Source organism: Streptomyces sp. PsTaAH-124 (genome assembly GCF_000373685.1).
GTDB lineage: Bacteria > Actinomycetota > Actinomycetes > Streptomycetales > Streptomycetaceae > Streptomyces > Streptomyces andamanensis.
This window is the reverse complement of record NZ_KB892158.1, coordinates 151564-168336: the sequence shown is the minus strand read 5'-3', so window position 1 is coordinate 168336 and position 16773 is coordinate 151564. Positions and strand designations below refer to the sequence as shown.

The following is a 16773-nucleotide window of genomic DNA, read 5'->3' as shown; positions in this document are numbered from 1 at the left end:
CCGCACTGCTCTGGCAGCCCCTGTTGTCGAGGCGAAAGAGAAGTTGGTGAACGACCGCCACCCGTCGGGGACCGCGATGCCCCCGGCTCCGGCCTCCGACGACGCCCCGGCGCCCTACGCGCCGTACGGCGGACAGGAAGCCGCCTACGGCGACTTCACCACGTACGGCGACCACGGCGCCACCGGTTTCCACACCGGCGCCCACAGCACGGCCGGCTTCCCGGCCGACCCGCTCTTCGGTGACCTCCCCGATGGCGGCGGCACGACCGGCGCGTACGACACCACCCAGTGGTCCACCGGCAGCCACCAGACCGTGCACCACGACCTGTACGCGGCCCAGCACCACGCCGCGTACGACACCGGCGCCTACGACACGACCGCCTGGGCCACCAGCTACCAGCACCTGTCGGCCGTGCCGCAGCAGTCGGCCTCCCCCGAGGCCACCGGCCAGTGGGACACGGGCGCCTGGCTCCAGGGCGCGCCCGCCGCAGGCCCGGACAGCCGGACCCACCAGGCCGCCGACCAGACCCAGCAGTGGGACTGGGGCACCCAGACCTTCGACACCGGCGCCTACGACGCCACCCTGTGGAACACCGGTGCCCCGGCGTCCGGCGACACCGCCCCGGCCCCCGGGGACTTCCCCGCGCAGCGGACGTACGCCGAGAGCGCCCCGTACGACGAGACCGGTGCGTACGAAGCGACCGGTGCGTACGACGAGACCGGTACGTACGAGGAGCACCGGCCCCACGACGGGACCCGGACGTTCGACCGGCTCGACCACCCGTACGCCGCCGCCCCGGACGGCCCGGACACCGGTACGGAGGGCGATGGTCCGGCCGACACCGGTGAACTGCCCGCCGCCGCCCTGCTGGAGGATCAGGAAGAGGTCACTCCGGTTCCGCCGTCGCGTGCGGCCGCGCGCGGCCAGGGCCGTTCGCGGCGCCGTCCCCCGGCCCGGCGCTCGGCGCTGCTGACCGTGGCGGTGCCCTCGGTCTGTGTCGTGGGGGTCGCCGGTATCGCCGCGGCCTCCGTCGGCAGCTTCACCGACGACGGCAAGGACACTGCGGCCGCCTCCGCCTCCGAGGCGCACCCCGTGCAGCCTGCCACCGCCAACAACAAGCTGGACACCCAGCTCCAGAGCCTGTCCGCCGGTGCCGACGACTTCGCCGACCGGGCCAGCCGCACCCAGGAGCGCATCGACCTCAAGGCGCAGCAGGAGGCGGACCGGAAGAAGGCGGCCGAGGAGGCGGAGCGCAAGGAGCGGCTGCGCCCCAAGTTCGCGCTGCCGGTCGCGCAGAAGGGGCTCAGCGCCTACTTCGGGCAGGCCGGTGTGAACTGGATGTCCGTGCACACCGGCATCGACTTCCCCGTCTGGTACGGGACGACGGTCATGGCGGCCACCGACGGTACCGTGCGCACCCAGTTCAACAGCGCCTACGGCAACATGCTGATCCTCACCGCGAAGGACGGCACGGAGACGTGGTACTGCCACCTCTCCCGCTACCAGGTCGTCACCGGCGCCACCGTCAAGGCCGGGCAGCCCATCGCCTTCTCCGGCAAGTCCGGCAACTCCACCGGTCCGCATCTGCACTTCGAGGTCCGGCCCGGCGGCGGCGCGCCGATCAACCCGCTGCCGTGGCTGCGCAGCCACGGCCTGGACCCGACGTAGCGGCACGGCGCCGCGCGGCGCCTGCCACCTGATCGTGAGCCCCCGCCTGACCGGCGGGGGCTCACGGCTTCTCCGGGCGGAGGAGCCCTACAGCTTCTCGACCGGCGCGTACCGCAGCAGCAGCCGCTTGGGCTTGGTGTCGCCGAAGTCGATCGTCGCCTCCGCGTTGCCGCCGGTGCCCTTGACGGCGACCACCGTGCCCAGGCCGAACTGGTCGTGCGTGACCCGGTCGCCGACGGCGAGGGCCACCACCGGCTTCTCCGCGCTCCGACGGGTGGCGAACCCGGAGGCGCCGGACGCCGACGAACGCGAACGGGACGACGACAGCGACGCCGCGACACCGGAGGCGGGCCCGGAGGACAGGGGCGCGGAACCGCCGGTGCGCTTCCAGTCCACGTGCGCCTCCGGGATCTCCTCCAGGAAGCGGGAGGGCGGGTTGTACGACGGCTGCCCCCATGCGCTGCGCATCGCCGAGCGGGTCAGATACAGCCGCTCCCGCGCGCGGGTGATGCCGACGTAGGCGAGCCGGCGCTCCTCCTCCAGCTCCTTGACCTGGCCGAGAGCCCGCATGTGCGGGAAGACGCCGTCCTCCATGCCGGTGAGGAAGACCACCGGGAACTCCAGGCCCTTGGCGGTGTGCAGGGTCATCAGGGTGATGACGCCGTCGCCGTCCTCCTCGTCGGGGATCTGGTCGGAGTCGGCGACCAGGGCGACCTGCTCCAGGAACTCGGAGAGCGCGACCGACTCGCCCTCCTCCCGCCCCTGCTCGAACTCCAGCGCGACGGCGGCGAGTTCCTGGAGGTTCTCGATCCGGGTCTCGTCCTGCGGGTCGGTGGAGGACTGCAACTCGGCCAGATAGCCCGTGCGTTCGAGAACGGCCTCCAGGACCGTGGCCGGACCTGCGCCCGACTCGACGATGGTGCGCAACTCCTCCATCAGCGTGTTGAACCGCTTGACGGCGTTGGTCGAGCGCGCGGCCATGCCGTACGCCTCCTCGACCCGGCGCAGCGCCTGCGGGAAGCTGATCTTCTCCCGCTGGGCGAGCGCGTCGATCATCGCCTCGGCGCGCTCGCCGATGCCCCGCTTGGGCACGTTGAGGATGCGGCGCAGCGGGACGGAGTCCTCCGGGTTGGCCAGGACCCGCAGATAGGCGAGGACGTCCCGGACCTCCTTGCGCTCGTAGAAGCGGACCCCGCCGACGACCTTGTAGGGCAGGCCGACGCGGATGAAGATCTCCTCGAAGACACGGGACTGCGCGTTGGTGCGGTAGAAGACGGCGACATCGCCCGCCTTGGCCTCGCCCGCGTCCGTGAGGCGGTCTATCTCCTCGGCGACGAACTGGGCCTCGTCGTGCTCGGTGTCCGCGACATAGCCGGTGATGCGGGCACCGGCACCGGCGTTGGTCCACAGGTTCTTCGGGCGGCGCGACTCGTTGCGCTCGATGACCGCGTTGGCGGCGGTCAGGATGGTCTGCGTGGAGCGGTAGTTCTGCTCCAGCAGGATCGTCGTCGCGTCCGCGTAGTCCTCCTCGAACTGGAGGATGTTGCGGATGGTCGCGCCGCGGAAGGCGTAGATCGACTGGTCGGCGTCACCGACCACGCACAGCTCGGCGGGGCCGAGGTCGTCCGGGCCCGGCGGGACGTCCTCGGGGTGGGTGGCGGTGCCGACGAGCTCCCGTACCAGGGCGTACTGGGCGTGGTTGGTGTCCTGGTACTCGTCGACCAGGACGTGCCGGAAGCGGCGGCGGTAGTGCTCGGCGACGTCCGGGAAGGCGCGCAGCAGGTTGACCGTCGTCATGATCAGGTCGTCGAAGTCGAGGGCGTTGGCCTCGCGCAGCCGCGACTGGTAGAGGGCGTACGCCTGGGCGAGGGTCTTCTCGAAGCCGTCGGTGGCCTGGGCAGCGAAGTCCTCCTCGTCGATCAGCTCGTTCTTCAGATTGCTGATCTTCGCGCTGAAGGACTTGGGCGGGAAGCGCTTGGGGTCGAGGTCCAGGTCGCGGCAGACCAGGGCCATCAGGCGCTTGGAGTCGGCGGCGTCGTAGATCGAGAAGGAGGAGGTGAAGCCGAGCCGCTTGGACTCCCGGCGCAGGATGCGCACGCACGCGCTGTGGAAGGTCATCACCCACATCGCGTTGGCCCGCGGGCCGACGAGCTGCTCGACGCGCTCCTTCATCTCACCGGCGGCCTTGTTGGTGAAGGTGATCGCCAGGATCTGCCCGGGGTGGACGCCCCGCGCGCCCAGCAGGTGGGCGATGCGGTGGGTGAGCACCCGGGTCTTGCCGGAACCGGCGCCGGCCACGATGAGCAGCGGGGAGCCGGAGTGGACGACGGCCTCGCGCTGGTTCTCGTTGAGCCCGTCCAGGAGGGCGGCCGGGTCGACGGCCGGACGCGGGGCGCCGTCGCGGTAGTAGGAGTCCGCGCCGCGGGAGCCCTGGTCCGGGGGCACGTCGAACTTCCCGCCGAACAGATCGTCCGGAACCGGCTCCGGAGCGTGCTCGTCCTCGGGCGGCGGGGGTTCCTCCTCGTGGCCGCGGGGGGCCTGGAGGTCCGCCAGGAAGCTGTCGTCAAAGAGGCTGCTCATCGCTCTCCGAGTCTAGGGCTCCCCACTGACAACCCGGGGCCGCCCCGGAAACTTCACCGCGGGCGGACGGGGACGTGCGTCACAGGAGATGCGCGTCACCGGGACGCGGGTCACGGGGACACGGGTCACGGGGGGCGTGCGTCACGGGGTGTCCGTCGCGCGGGCGGCGCGAGCGCGGAGACGGTTTTGCGCCTGCCCCGCGCGTGCCCCGTCCGCACGGCGTACGCCGCTCTCTAGCATCAGCACCATGCCCGCCACCTCACCCCTGCGCGCCTGGCTGGCGCAGCGTCCGCCCGCCGCCGGTGCCGCCGTGATGGCCGGCGGCATCGTCTCGATCGGGCTGGGCCTGACGGGCTTCGAGGCGCTGTCCCTCGCGGTCCTCGCCGTGGCCTGCGTCGCCTGGGTGGCGCTGGCCGCGGACTTCACCCTGCGGCTGCTGCGCGAACGGGAGCGCTGGACGGCCGAGGCGGGCACGCCGGGCGCGCTCACCGGGGTCGCCACGACCACCGTGCTGGGCACGCGCTTCTCCAACCTGGGCTGGCAGTGGCTCGCCGAGGCGCTGCTCGCGCTCGCCGCCGCGCTGTGGCCGTGGCTGCTGCCGCGCGTCGTGCGCAACTCGCCGCGCCCCATGCCGGGGGCGGTCTTCCTGTGCTGCGTGGCCACCGAGGGACTCGCCGTGCTCGGCGCCTCGGTGGCGAAGGCCGAGTCCGCGGCCTGGCTCGCGCACACGGCGCTCGTCTTCTTCTGGCTGGGCCTGGCGCTCTATCTCTTCGCCCTGTCCCGCTTCGACCTGCGCCAGGTGCTCACCGGGCGGGGCGACCACTGGGTCGCGGGCGGGGCGCTGGCGATCTCCACGGTGGCCGGGGCGAAGCTGATCGCCGCCGGTGGCGCGGGGCACTACCTGTGGAACAAGGACGACGACGGCGTCCTGCACACCGTGACCCTCGCGCTGTTGGTGCTCGACCTCGCCTGGTACGCGGTCCTGGCCGTGGCGGAGGTGGTCCGGCCCCGGCCCGGGTACGACGTGCGCCGCTGGTCGACCGTCTTCCCCATGGGCATGACGGCGACGGCGGCGCTGTCCGTCGCCGACACGCTGGACAAGCCGTTCAAGGGGCTCGGCGAGGTGCTGCTCTGGGTGTCGGTGGCGGCGTGGCTGGCCGTCGCGGCGGGCGCGGTCGCCGAGGCGCGTACCGAACTGGCGGACGCCGCGCGCTGAGGCCGCGGGGCGGGCGCGGTCAGGTCCAGAGCACCGCGATGAAGATGTTCGCCGTGGTCAGCAGGCCGACCAGCCCGAACATGCTCTTGTCCACCTTCTCGTCGTCGCGCTTGACGTAGACCAGGCCGAGGATCACGACCAGCAGCGCCAGCTTCACGCCGATCTTGACGGTGTTGACGTGGTGGTCGTCGGCCTGGTTGAGGCCGACCAGGACGATGCCGGTGACCAGCATGGTCAGCGCGCCGTGCAGCATGCCGGGCACGAACCGCGCCGTGCCCCGGCCCATCGCCTTCATCTGGGTGAGGAAGCCGCCGAGCAGCGCGGCGATCCCGATGATGTGCAGGCCGACGAAGAGATGGATGAGTACGTCCATGGGGCGGAGCCTAACGACAGGTCGCGAGCCCACCGGAACCGGGCCGTCCGCTCCGCCCCGCCCCCGCACACCCCGCCGCGCACTCGCCGCGCACCTCGCTACGCCCGCTACGCCCCCCGTCGCGCACGCCGCCCCGCGCCCCGCCGGGCCGCCATAGCACCGGGCCGCCTCCGCCCGCCCCCGAACGGACACTTCGGTCATCGCTCCGCGTGAAGGCGTCGTGACCGAGTGCCACCTGTGATCACTTCCGGTCACCGGACGATCGGGCCGCGGCAGTTTCGTACAACCTGTCACTCGTGCGACGCGGCGCGACCTAGCGTCCTTCCCCGGGTGTCCGGCAGCCCGCCTCCGTCCGGGACAGGGACGGCGGTACGGCGGCCGGGCCCCACCGCAGAAGTCCGGCGGCGGCCCGCTCCCCTGTACGGGCCGCCGCCGGACCCGCAGGGACCGCCCCCGTGGCGGCCGAACGAAAGGACGTGACGGTCCACGTGGCCTCGCACCGCAAGCCCCGACCACGCCTGCTCGGCGGCAGCACCGCACGAACCGCCGCCACCCTCGCCCTCGCGGGCGCGGCGGCGGCCACGGGCTTCGACGGCTCCGCGCAGGCCGCGCCGCAGCTGACGCCGGAGCAGGTCAGGGCCACGGTGGACCGGCTGTACCAGGAGGCGGAGACCGCCACCCAGAAGTACGACGGCGAGCGGGAGAAGGCGGAGGCGTCCGGGAAGCGGCTGCGGGCCCTGGGCGACGAGGCGGCCCGTGGACAGGCCGGGCTCAACGCGGCCCGGGAGACCCTGGGCGCCATCGCCGCCGCGCAGTACCGGGACGGCGGGATCGATCCCGCCGTGCAGTTCCTGCTCTCCGACGACCCCCGCCACTACCTGGAGGGCGCCGCCCTGGCGGAGCGGGCGGGCGCCCGGCAGAGCGCGGCCGTGGCCCAGGTGCGCAGGCAGCTGCGCGGGATCGAGCAGGCGCGCGGCGCGGCCCGCACCGAGCTGGCCGCGCTCCGGTCGCGGCAGGCGGAACTGCGGCGGCAGAAGGACACGATCGACGGCAAGCTGGCCGAGGCCAGGCGGCTGCTGGACCGGCTCACCCCGCCGCAGCGCGCGGCGGCCGTCGAGGACGGCGCCGGGCCCGGGGCGCGGGCCTCCCGGTCCGGGTCCGCCGCGGGCGCGCGGGACACGCTCACCGCCCAGGGACCCGTCGCGGCGCCCACCTCCCGGGCGGCGGCGGCCGTCGCGTACGCGTACCAGAAGCTCGGCAGCCCCTATGTGTGGGGCGCCACCGGGCCGCACGCCTTCGACTGCTCCGGCCTGGTCCAGGCGGCCTACCGCGCCGCCGGGATCTCCCTGCCCCGCACCACCTACGCCCAGATCGGCGCCGGCCGCCGGGTCCCCCGCGCCGGACTGCGCCCCGGCGACCTGGTGTTCTTCTACTCCGGGATCAGTCACGTCGGCATCTATGTGGGCAAGGGGCAGATGATCCACGCGCCGAACCCCTCGGCCCCGGTCCGCCTGGCCCCGGTCGACCAGATGCCGTTCGCCGGGGCCACCCGGGTGGCGTGAGCGTCACACCAGACGACGCGCGGTGGCCCAGCGGGTCAGCTCGTGGCGGTTGGACAGCTGGAGCTTGCGCAGCACGGCCGAGACATGGGACTCCACCGTCTTCACCGAGATGAAGAGCTGCTTGGCGATCTCCTTGTAGGCGTACCCGCGGGCGATGAGCCGCAGCACCTCGCGCTCGCGCTGGGTGAGCCGGTCCAGGTCCTCGTCGACCGGCGGGGCGTCGGTGGAGGCGAAGGCGTCGAGGACGAACCCAGCGAGCCGCGGGGAGAACACCGCGTCGCCCTCCTGGACCCGGAAGATCGAGTCGACGAGGTCGGTCCCCGTGATCGTCTTGGTCACATAGCCGCGCGCGCCGCCCCGGATCACCCCGATCACGTCCTCCGCGGCGTCCGAGACGGACAGCGCGAGGAAGCGGACGGGCCGCTCGGTGTCGGCCATCAGCGCGGCGCAGCGCCGCAGCACCTCCACACCGCCGCCGCCGGGCAGATGGACGTCCAGCAGGACCACCTCGGGGCGGGACTCGGTGATGACCGCGACCGCCTGGTCGACGTCGGGGGCCTCCCCGACCACCTCGACCCCGGTCTCGTCGGTCCGCCCGATCTCGGCCCGCACCCCCGTACGGAACATGCGGTGGTCGTCGACGAGGACCACGCGCACATGCCGCCCCGCCCCGCCGCCCGTGGTACCGGCCGCCTCCGTCGCCTCGGCCGCCGTGCCGTTCGTCTCGGTCGGGTCGCTCATCACGTGTTCTCCGCCCTCTCCATCTCCAGCTCGACCTCCGTGCCGCCGTCCGGCACCGCGCGCAGCCGGGCCGTGCCCCCGTTGCGCTCCATGCGGCCGATGATCGATTCTCTGACACCCATGCGGTCGGCGGGTATCGCGTCGAGGTCGAAGCCGGGCCCCCGGTCGCGGACGGACACGAAGACCTTGCGCCCCTCGACCTCGGCGTACACCTGCACGGCGCCGCCCTCGCCACCGTACTTGGCGGCGTTCACCATGGCTTCCCTCGCGGCCTGCATCTGGGCTCCGATCCGCTCGTCGAGCGGGCAGTCTCCGACCACGACGACCTCCAGGGGGACGCCGTGCTTGTCCTCGACCTCGGCGGCATTGCGCTTCACCGCCTCGGCGAGCGTGGCCGGTTCGTCCTCCTCGTCCTTGCCGTTGCCCTCCGGCTTGTAGAGCCAGGCGCGCAGGTCGCGCTCCTGGGCGCGGGCGAGGCGGCGCACCTCGCCCGCGTTCTCCGCGTTGCGCTGGATCAGGGTCAGGGTGTGCAGCACCGAGTCGTGGACGTGGGCGGCGACCTCGGCGCGCTCCTGGGCGCGGATGCGCATCAGCCGCTCCTCGGAGAGGTCCTGGGTCATCCGCACCAGATACGGCCCGGCCAGCAGCGTTATCCCGACGAGGACGGCGAGGCCCGCCTGGAGGACCGAGCCGAGGTGGGCGGCCGAGCCCTGGAGGACGAAGATGGCGGAGACGCCCGCGGTGACCAGCAGCACACCCGCGCCCGCGCGCAGCAGGGTGAGCGTACGGCGGCGGCGGCCGACCTCCATCCAGCGGGCCCGCCGGGCGTTGTCCGCCTGGCGCCAGACGAGGGCGACGCCCGCGGCGACCAGGACGGCGGGCAGGAGATAGGCCTTGGCGCCGCCGCCGAGGTTGACGCTGCCGACGAAGACCGACGCCACGACGACCATGAGCAGCAGGGCGACGATCTGGCCCTTGTCCGGTCTGCGGGTGACGATTCTGCGGCGGCCGTCCGGCGAGGTCTCCGTGGTGACGAAGGTCGGCGGCCGCTGCCCGCCGACGCCGCCGACGCCGAGCGGCACGAAGAACCAGAAGGCCGCGTAGAGCAGCGCGCCGAGGCCGTCGGCCATGAACAGCCCGGCGAAGACGAGCCGCACCCACACCACGGGCAGCCCGAGGTGCCCGGCGAGGCCCCGCGCCACTCCGCCCAGCCAGCGTCCGTCGCTGCTGCGGTAGAGCTTGCGCGGGGGCCGCGGGTCGTCGACGGGCAGTGCTGCGGCTTCCGGCATGCCAACGATGGTCACATGCGGGCCGGGCGGGAGCATCAGGGTCGGCCCCCGAGACTCCCCTGATCTTCGCGGCGGCGGCGCCCCGGGCCGGTCGTGGCCCGTCGAACGCATCCCCCGGCGGGGCTCAGGGACGAATCAGGGTTCTGCCAGGGTCGTCCCGACTGCCGCGGCGGCGGCTCGCCCGTCACCATGGACGCATGACGAATCACCAGCACGCCGAATCGGGTCCGGAACCCGGCTCCGGCCCGCACCCGGCCCCGGGTGACGGGCCCGGGGCCGCCGCGCCCGGCCCGGCTGCGGGTGCGGGCGGGCAGCCGGGCCCGGACGAGCGGCCCGGCCGGACCGGAGAGGCGAGCGTGCACGGGCCAGGGAGACCAGGGAGAGAGGAGACAGAGGGGGCAGCGGGGACGGCGGGGCAGCCGCGGACGGCAGGAGCAGAGGGGACGGCCGGCAGCGGTCCCGGCACCGGCGGCGATCCTGGTCCCGGCACCGGCGGGGCCGCTGCCGACGGTCCCGGCGCCCGGACGGACGGGGGCGGCGCGGAGGCGGACGGAAGCCTTCCGGGCCCGTTCGGATTCCGGCGGGACCGGCGCCACAAGCTGATCGCCGGGGTCTGCGCGGGACTGGGACGCCGGTGCGACATGGACCCGGTGATCTTCCGGATCACCCTGGCCGTGCTCTCCGCGACCGGCGGTATCGGCCTCATCTTCTACGGCTTCGCCTGGCTCTTCGTCCCCCTCGACGACGAGGAAGAGAACGAGGTGCGCAAGCTCCTCACCGGCCGGGTGAACGGCCATGCGCTGGCCGCCGTGCTGTTCGCGCTGGTCGGCTGCGGGGTGTTCCTGTCCATGCTGCGCAACGGCAGCGTGCTCACCTTCGCCGTCGTCCTCTCCCTCCTCCTGGCCGGGGCCGGGTACTGGTCGCAGCACCGGGGCTCGGCCGACCCGGACCCGCTGGCGGCCCAGGCCGCCGCCGACGCGCCGCCGGAGGCCAAGGCACCCCCGGCCCCTTCGTCGTACCCGTCCTGGTGGCGCGAGCCGATCGTCAAGGACGGCACCCATGTCGGCGGCACCGGGTATCTGTGGGGACCGCAGGACCCGCGGGACCGGGACGTCGCGGCGGCCGTCAACATCAGCCGGGGCCGCCCCGGGCGCGAGGCGCGGCCCCCGGCCCCGGACACACCCCGCGCGCAGGGCCCGCGCCCGATCGGCGGCTGGATCTTCCTGCTCGCCGTCGCGGCCGGTGCCCTCGGCACGCGCCTGACCTGGTACGACCACTCGCTTCCCGGCAGCCTCCAGACCGGTCTGGCCTGCGCGCTGGGCGTCTTCGGCCTGGGCATCGCGGTCAGCGCGTTCCTCGGCCGGACCGGGGTGGGCTCGATCCTGCTGGCCGTCATCACCGCGGGCCTCCTCGCCACCGCCACGACGCTCCCGGAGAACGTCAGCGCCCACTGGTCGCACGCGACCTGGCAGCCCGCCGCCGTGACCGAGGTCCGGCCGAGGTACGACCTGGGCACCGGCGACGGCACGCTCGACCTGTCCCGAATACGGCTGGGCAAGGGCCAGAAGGTGACCGCGCGGGCCGAGGTGGGGGTGGGCCGGCTGCGGGTGATCGTCCCCCAGGACGTGACCCTGCGGGCGAAGATCGACGTGGGCGTCGGCGACATCCAGCTGCCGGGCGACGGCTCACGGGACGTGGACGTGGCCCCGGGCCGGTCCCGGCAGATCACGCTGGATCCGGCGGAGGGCGGCACGAGCACCGGGACGGTCGACCTCGATCTGCACGTCGGCATCGGACAAGCGGAGGTGAGCCGTGCTGCTTCATGAGTTCCGGCCCGGGAGGCTGGTGGCCGGTGTCAGCGTCCTCGGCGCCGCCGTCGTCTGCGCCGGGGACGCGGGCGGCCTGTGGCGGGCGCCGTGGTTCGTGGCGATCCCGGCCGTGGTGGGCGGCCTGTGCCTGGGGGGCGTGGTGGGGATGGTCGACGGGACCGTACGACGGCGGCGCAGATCGCGCGGGGCGGAGCGGCCCCGGACGGATCCGGCCTGATCCGACGAAAGACCCTGGCGGTACGAACGACCCGGCGGTACGAACAACCCGGCGGTACAAACGAAAGGAAAGACCCTAGCGGTAGCTGCCCAGGCCCGGACTCCGGCGCCGTCGTCCCGGCAGGACGGCGTCCAGGGAGAGCACGGGGGTGCCGGCGAGGACGAGCGGGAGCCAGGCCATGAGATAGGCGAGGTCGTTGCCGTAGTAGTAGGGGCTGGTGGCCCAGCTGACGGTGAGCCACAGGCTGAGGGAGATGAGGGCGCCGCCGAGCGCGGCCAGGCGGCCCAGCAGACCGAACAGGACGCCGAGGCCGACGGCGAGTTCACCGAAGGCGATGGCGTAGCCGAAGCCGGCCGGGCTCTTCAGGGCCAGGTCGACCAGGGCCGGGACGGCGGAGGAGCCGCGGACCGCGTGCAGGGTGTCTCCGAGCGAGCCGGGCCCGGCGGCCTTCATGAAGGCGCTGTCGGTGAGCTTGTCCAGACCGGCGTAGACGAAGGTGACGCCGAGGAAGACCCGCAGGGGAAGGAGGGCGTAGCGCGAGGCGGTCTCCCGCCAGGTGCCGCGACGGTCGAGATACGCGGTCCGCGTGTCCGTACGAAGGCCGTGAGTCATCGTTGTCAGCCGCCTCTCACCTCACCGCACTGCCGTTCACCCCTCGACAGACCATACGTGTGCGAGAAAGGAGGTGCTCCACCAGGCCGGGCTGTTCTTCCGGCGTCCGTATGGATTCGCCCCCCGGTTGGCCCTGACGCCTCACCCCATCGGTGCCCCGGTCCGCGCCTCCCGGGCCCGGGGCCTCAGTCGGTGACGTCGATCGCGTACCGGTTGGTCTCGACGCCCGCCGCGGTGACGAGCTGTACCTCGACCCGGCCCGGTTCCACGTCGGCCGGGACCGGCACGGTCAGCACCGTGTCCGTGGGGCTGCTGAAGCCTCCCGTGACGGGGACCAGGGGCACATGGACGTTGACCGCGCCGATGCGGACCACCATCCGCGACAGCCGGTCCGCTCCCTGTGCGCCCGGCGGGACGAAACCGGCGCCGCGGATCTCGATGTCGTCGCCGGTGCGGATCGGCGCGTCCAGGTCGCCCGCCTCCCGGGCCCGGACCACCGAGAGGATGACCGGGCGCCCGCCCTCCGCGTACTTGCCCGCCAGGTAGGTCGCGGCGGAGACCAGCGTCACCACCGCGAGTCCCCACGGCAGGTCGGGGAGCTGGTCCGGCCGCCGGGCCAGCCGTACCGCGGCGAAGGCCAGGGCGACGGCGCTGATCACGACGTACTGGATGTCGGCGAAGGTGCCGCGGCCCGCGTCGTCGGTCAGCAGGTCGGCCGCCCGCGGCCGGTCCGCCCGCACCTTCTGGAGCCGCTGGCCGAGGACCCGCAGCCCGATCACCCGCCGCACCAGCACAGCGATCCCGCACACCACGGCGAGCACGGTGACCACACCGGCGCCCCGGGCCAGTTCGAGGCCGGAGATCAGGGCGTCGCGTTCGGCGTGGTCCGAGGCCGCCGCGAGGCGGCCCGCCAGCACCAGCACCGCGTACGCCACGAACAGCACCCAGACCGCGGCGACCGTACGAGAGGTGGAGAGCCTGTTGTCCTCACCGATGACCGGGGCCAGCGCGCCGCCGCGCGCCCGGTGGAACCACGAGGCGGCCGTCAGCAGCACGGCGACCGCCACCGCCGCGAGCAGGCCCGCCGTGCGGGCGGTGCTCCAGCCCGCGCCGACCGCGGTGAGCGCCTGCACCAGGAGCAGCAGGACGACCGCGGCCCAGACCGTGTACGCGGTCCAGCGCCAGAGCCGGCCGAGCCAGGCGCCGCCCTCGGCGCGGCGGCGGGCGGCGACGAGTTCCGCGGACTGCGTCAGTTCCTCGGAGACCCACTGCCGGGACGCCGACACCGAGTGGGCCACGGCCGCGGGCAGTCCCTGCCCGGCGGCGAACTGCTCGCGCTGGAGCAGGAAGGCGGCCACCGCCTGCCGGTGTCCCGCGCGTGCCCCGTGCGGGCAGTCCCCGCACGTGCAGCCGCCCGCGTGGGGATGCGTTCCCGCCCCCGTGCCGTCTCTCGCTTCCTGCACCGCCACGCCGGACGCCCGCCTTCCCCGGAACCCGCAGCCGCGCTGCGGACAACACCCCTACGCCGACTGCGAATTGTGCCCTACAGCACGCGGTCCGTGTCCGTCCGGTCCGCTCCGGAAGGATGAAGTTCGAGGCGTCGTGTTGACGCCGCGGGGATCAGTTCAGCAGGTCGGGTTCGGCGCGGCTGACCTGCTGCCACAGAGGCTGGTAGTTGATCCAGGCCACCAGGTCCCCGCCGAGCTGTTCGCGGGTCGACACCGCCGCCCGGTGGTCGATGAGGACCGGGCGACCCGCCGCGCGGGCGGCCAGCTGCACCTGGGCGGAGCGTTCCATGGAGAGGAACCACCAGGCGGCGGCGTCCACCGAGTCGCCGACCGTCAGCAGGCCGTGGTTGCGCAGCACCAGCGCCTTGCGGGAGCCGAGGGTGTCGGCGATCCGGCGGCCCTCCTCCGCGTCGACGACGACACCGGTGTAGGCGTCGTAGAGGGCGTGGTCCTCGTAGAAGGCACAGCTCTCCTGGGTGAGCGGGTCGAGGAGTTCACCGAGGGCGGCCAGGGCGCGGCCGTGCACGGAGTGGCAGTGGGCGACGGCGACCACGTCCGGCCGGGCCGCGTGCACCTGGGCGTGCACGGTGAAGGCGGCCTGGTTGACGTGGTGGCCGCCCTCGATGACCTGGCCGTCCTGGTTGGCGAGCACGAGATCGCTCACGGTGACGTGCGCGAAGGGCATGCCGAAGGGATTGACCCAGAAGCAGTCGCTGAACTCGGGGTCGCGGGCGGTGATGTGGCCCGAGACGCCGTCCTCGAAGCCGTACCGGCCGAAGATCCGCAGCGCGCCCGCGAGCCGTTCCCTGCGGTGCCGGCGTTCGTCCTCCACCGACTCGTGCATCGGCGGCATGGCGAAGCGCAGCCTGTCGGTGGGCAGGGGCGGGGGCGGAGTGGGGCCGCGGCCGTGCATGGGTCCTCCGGCGGGTGATCGGTGTACGGGCGGAAAGTACCCGGGGGCGGCCGGGAATGGCAGCGCTCGTTCGTGAAGATGCCGCGCACCCGGCCGCCCCTGTCCCATACCCGACGGGAGATGTCCGGTTTCCGCGCCACACTCACCGGCATGGCGACGAACTGGGCGGCTTTCGCCGCGACGGAACCCGGCCTTGCCGCACTGGCCGAGGGGCGCTTCGGCGCCTTCCGGCACCACGTGCTCGTCACGCTGCGCGCGGACGGTACGCCCCGGACCAGCGGACTGGAGGTGCGGTTCCTGCACGGAGAGCTGTGGCTCGGCATGATGCCGGACTCGCTGAAGGCGCGCGATCTGCTGCGGGACCCGCGGTTCGCACTCCAGGCGAATCCGGGTCCCGGCACCGCGATGGGCGGCGGCGATGTGCGGATCGGCGGGCGGGCGTTCGAGGTGACGGACCCGGAGACGAAGGGGGCGTATGAGAAAGAGGTGGAACCGCCGCAGCCGTTCCACCTCTTCCGCACCGAGCTGACGGAGGTCGTGCGGACCTCCGTCGAGGACGACCGGTATCTGGTCGTCCAGGTCTTCCGGCCCGGAGAGCCGGTGCGGACCCTCCGGCGGACCTGACCCCTACGCGGCGGGGGCCGTCACTCCCACTCGATGGTGCCCGGCGGCTTGCTCGTCACATCGAGGACGACGCGGTTGACGTCGCGGACCTCGTTGGTGATCCGGGTGGAGATCCGGCCCAGCACCTCGTACGGCAGCCGCGACCAGTCGGCGGTCATGGCGTCCTCGCTGGAGACCGGGCGCAGCACGATCGGGTGGCCGTAGGTGCGGCCGTCGCCCTGGACGCCGACGCTGCGGACGTCCGCGAGCAGGACCACCGGGCACTGCCAGATGTCGCGGTCGAGACCGGCCGCGGTCAGCTCCTCGCGGGCGATGGCGTCGGCCTCGCGCAGCAGGTCCAGGCGCTCCTTGGTGACCTCGCCGACGATGCGGATGCCGAGGCCGGGGCCGGGGAAGGGCTGGCGCTGGACGATCTCCTCCGGCAGGCCCAGCTCCTGGCCGACCATGCGGACCTCGTCCTTGAACAGCTTGCGCAGCGGCTCGATCAGCCGGAACTCCAGGTCCTCGGGCAGGCCGCCGACATTGTGGTGCGACTTGATGTTGGCGGTGCCGGTGCCGCCGCCGGACTCGACGACGTCCGGGTAGAGGGTGCCCTGCACCAGGAACTCGACCGCCGGGCCCGCGTCCGCGATGATCTCGGCCTGGGCCTGCTCGAAGACCCGGATGAACTCGCGGCCGATGATCTTCCGCTTCTCCTCGGGGTCCGAGACGCCCTTGAGGGCGGTGAGGAAGCGCTCCTCGGCGTCGACGACCTTCAGCTGGACGCCGGTGGCGGCCACGAAGTCCTTCTCGACCTGCTCGGTCTCGCCCTTGCGCATCAGGCCGTGGTCGACGTAGACGCAGGTCAGCTGGGAGCCGATGGCCTTCTGGACGAGGGCGGCGGCGACCGCGGAGTCCACACCGCCGGACAGGCCGCAGATGGCGCGCTTGTCGCCGACCTGCCCGCGGATGGCGGCGACCTGCTCCTCGATCACATTGCCCGTGGTCCAGGAGGGGGTGAGGCCGGCGCCGCGGTACAGGAAGTGCTCCAGCACCTGCTGGCCGTGCGTGGAGTGCATGACCTCGGGGTGGTACTGGACGCCGTAGAGCTTCTTGTCGTCGTTCTCGAAGGCGGCGACCGGGACGACGTCCGTGGAGGCCGTGACGGTGAAGCCCTCGGGGGCGGCGGAGCAGGCGTCGCCGTGCGACATCCACACGGCCTGCTCGGCCGGGGTGCCCTCGAAGAGGGTGGAGGACGGCTTGGAGACGGCGAGCCCGGTGCGGCCGTACTCGCGCGCGCCGGAGTTGTCGACGGTGCCGCCGAGGAGCTGCGCCATCAGCTGGAAGCCGTAGCACATGCCGAAGACGGGGACGCCGGACTCGAAGAGCGCGCGGTCCAGGCGGGGGGCGCCTTCCTCGTAGACCGAGGAGGGGCCGCCGGAGAGGATGATCGCCGCCGGGTTCTTGGCGAGCATCTCCGCCACCGGCATGGTGCTCGGCACGATCTCGCTGTAGACCCGGGCCTCACGGACGCGACGGGCGATGAGCTGGGCGTACTGCGCACCGAAGTCGACGACCAGGACGGTGTCGGGGGCGGCGGCAGCGGGAGTCGCTGATGACACGGGGTGCCTTCCGGCGGTGGGACGGGCGGGTCGGTGTAC

The 16773-nt window shown here is 73.3% G+C and carries 14 protein-coding genes; 6 read left to right on the top strand and 8 right to left on the bottom strand.

The features are described 5' to 3' along the window. Nucleotides 1–46: 46 nt before the first annotated feature. On the top strand, nucleotides 47–1669 hold the full coding sequence (locus B086_RS0102825; protein WP_018564897.1) for a M23 family metallopeptidase: 1623 nt from the start codon (nucleotides 47–49) through the stop codon (nucleotides 1667–1669). Between the two features lie 87 nt (nucleotides 1670–1756). Here the strand turns inward: B086_RS0102825 and pcrA are convergent, their stop codons facing one another. Further along, a complete protein-coding gene (gene pcrA, locus B086_RS0102820; protein WP_018564896.1) occupies nucleotides 1757–4249 on the bottom strand; it encodes a DNA helicase PcrA in 2493 nt (830 codons plus the stop codon). Between the two features lie 247 nt (nucleotides 4250–4496). Between pcrA and B086_RS0102815 the strand changes: the two genes are divergently transcribed. Further along, complete coding sequence (locus B086_RS0102815) at nucleotides 4497–5465, top strand: tellurite resistance/C4-dicarboxylate transporter family protein (RefSeq protein WP_018564895.1); 969 nt, start codon at nucleotides 4497–4499, stop codon at nucleotides 5463–5465. 19 nt (nucleotides 5466–5484) lie between these two features. On the opposite strand, the gene B086_RS0102810 is transcribed toward B086_RS0102815, so the two are convergent. Next, nucleotides 5485–5838, bottom strand: coding sequence for a hypothetical protein (locus tag B086_RS0102810; RefSeq protein WP_018564894.1), 354 nt, complete (start codon nucleotides 5836–5838; stop codon nucleotides 5485–5487). A 455-nt stretch (nucleotides 5839–6293) separates the two neighbouring features. Here B086_RS0102810 and B086_RS0102805 point away from each other — a divergent pair, with 455 nt between their 5' ends. Next, a complete protein-coding gene (locus B086_RS0102805; protein ID WP_018564893.1) occupies nucleotides 6294–7400 on the top strand; it encodes an NlpC/P60 family protein in 1107 nt (368 codons plus the stop codon). A gap of 3 nt (nucleotides 7401–7403) precedes the next feature. Here the strand turns inward: B086_RS0102805 and B086_RS0102800 are convergent, their stop codons facing one another. Continuing rightward, nucleotides 7404–8141: a LuxR C-terminal-related transcriptional regulator gene (locus tag B086_RS0102800; protein ID WP_018564892.1), complete on the bottom strand. Its 738-nt coding sequence runs from the start codon at nucleotides 8139–8141 to the stop codon at nucleotides 7404–7406. Beyond that, nucleotides 8141–9430, bottom strand: coding sequence for an ATP-binding protein (locus B086_RS0102795; RefSeq protein ID WP_018564891.1), 1290 nt, complete (start codon nucleotides 9428–9430; stop codon nucleotides 8141–8143). Before B086_RS0102795 ends, B086_RS0102800 begins: the two co-directional genes overlap by 1 nt. Before the next feature lie 197 nt (nucleotides 9431–9627). Between B086_RS0102795 and B086_RS0102790 the strand changes: the two genes are divergently transcribed. Further along, nucleotides 9628–11256 (top strand): PspC domain-containing protein, encoded by a 1629-nt coding sequence (locus tag B086_RS0102790; protein WP_078530952.1) that lies wholly within the window; start codon nucleotides 9628–9630, stop codon nucleotides 11254–11256. Continuing rightward, nucleotides 11243–11476 (top strand): hypothetical protein, encoded by a 234-nt coding sequence (locus tag B086_RS0102785; protein ID WP_018564889.1) that lies wholly within the window; start codon nucleotides 11243–11245, stop codon nucleotides 11474–11476. Before B086_RS0102790 ends, B086_RS0102785 begins: the two co-directional genes overlap by 14 nt. 75 nt (nucleotides 11477–11551) lie before the next feature. Here B086_RS0102785 and B086_RS0102780 read toward each other — a convergent pair whose 3' ends face one another. From B086_RS0102780 to B086_RS0102770, 3 genes are all read right to left on the bottom strand, one after another. After that, nucleotides 11552–12088 (bottom strand): DoxX family protein, encoded by a 537-nt coding sequence (locus B086_RS0102780; protein ID WP_018564888.1) that lies wholly within the window; start codon nucleotides 12086–12088, stop codon nucleotides 11552–11554. Between the two features lie 185 nt (nucleotides 12089–12273). Continuing rightward, nucleotides 12274–13557 (bottom strand): hypothetical protein, encoded by a 1284-nt coding sequence (locus B086_RS0102775; RefSeq protein WP_026252037.1) that lies wholly within the window; start codon nucleotides 13555–13557, stop codon nucleotides 12274–12276. Nucleotides 13558–13708: 151 nt separating this feature from the next. Then, complete coding sequence (locus tag B086_RS0102770; RefSeq protein WP_018564886.1) at nucleotides 13709–14509, bottom strand: class II aldolase/adducin family protein; 801 nt, start codon at nucleotides 14507–14509, stop codon at nucleotides 13709–13711. Nucleotides 14510–14659: 150 nt separating this feature from the next. On the opposite strand from B086_RS0102770, the gene B086_RS0102765 reads away from it, so the two are divergent. After that, complete coding sequence (locus B086_RS0102765) at nucleotides 14660–15133, top strand: pyridoxamine 5'-phosphate oxidase family protein (protein WP_026252036.1); 474 nt, start codon at nucleotides 14660–14662, stop codon at nucleotides 15131–15133. Nucleotides 15134–15153: 20 nt separating this feature from the next. On the opposite strand, the gene guaA is transcribed toward B086_RS0102765, so the two are convergent. Next, nucleotides 15154–16734 (bottom strand): glutamine-hydrolyzing GMP synthase, encoded by a 1581-nt coding sequence (gene guaA / locus B086_RS0102760; protein WP_018564884.1) that lies wholly within the window; start codon nucleotides 16732–16734, stop codon nucleotides 15154–15156. Nucleotides 16735–16773 lie beyond the last annotated feature (39 nt).

Coding starts and splice junctions, on each gene's coding strand:
- B086_RS0102770 (WP_018564886.1), bottom strand. CDS start 14,509: ATGCACGGCCGCGGCCCCACTCCGCCCCCGCCCCTGCCCACCGACAGG.
- B086_RS0102810 (WP_018564894.1), bottom strand. CDS start 5,838: ATGGACGTACTCATCCATCTCTTCGTCGGCCTGCACATCATCGGGATC.
- B086_RS0102795 (WP_018564891.1), bottom strand. CDS start 9,430: ATGCCGGAAGCCGCAGCACTGCCCGTCGACGACCCGCGGCCCCCGCGC.
- B086_RS0102800 (WP_018564892.1), bottom strand. CDS start 8,141: ATGAGCGACCCGACCGAGACGAACGGCACGGCGGCCGAGGCGACGGAG.
- B086_RS0102765 (WP_026252036.1), top strand. CDS start 14,660: ATGGCGACGAACTGGGCGGCTTTCGCCGCGACGGAACCCGGCCTTGCC.
- B086_RS0102790 (WP_078530952.1), top strand. CDS start 9,628: ATGACGAATCACCAGCACGCCGAATCGGGTCCGGAACCCGGCTCCGGC.
- B086_RS0102780 (WP_018564888.1), bottom strand. CDS start 12,088: ATGACTCACGGCCTTCGTACGGACACGCGGACCGCGTATCTCGACCGT.
- pcrA (WP_018564896.1), bottom strand. CDS start 4,249: ATGAGCAGCCTCTTTGACGACAGCTTCCTGGCGGACCTCCAGGCCCCC.
- B086_RS0102815 (WP_018564895.1), top strand. CDS start 4,497: ATGCCCGCCACCTCACCCCTGCGCGCCTGGCTGGCGCAGCGTCCGCCC.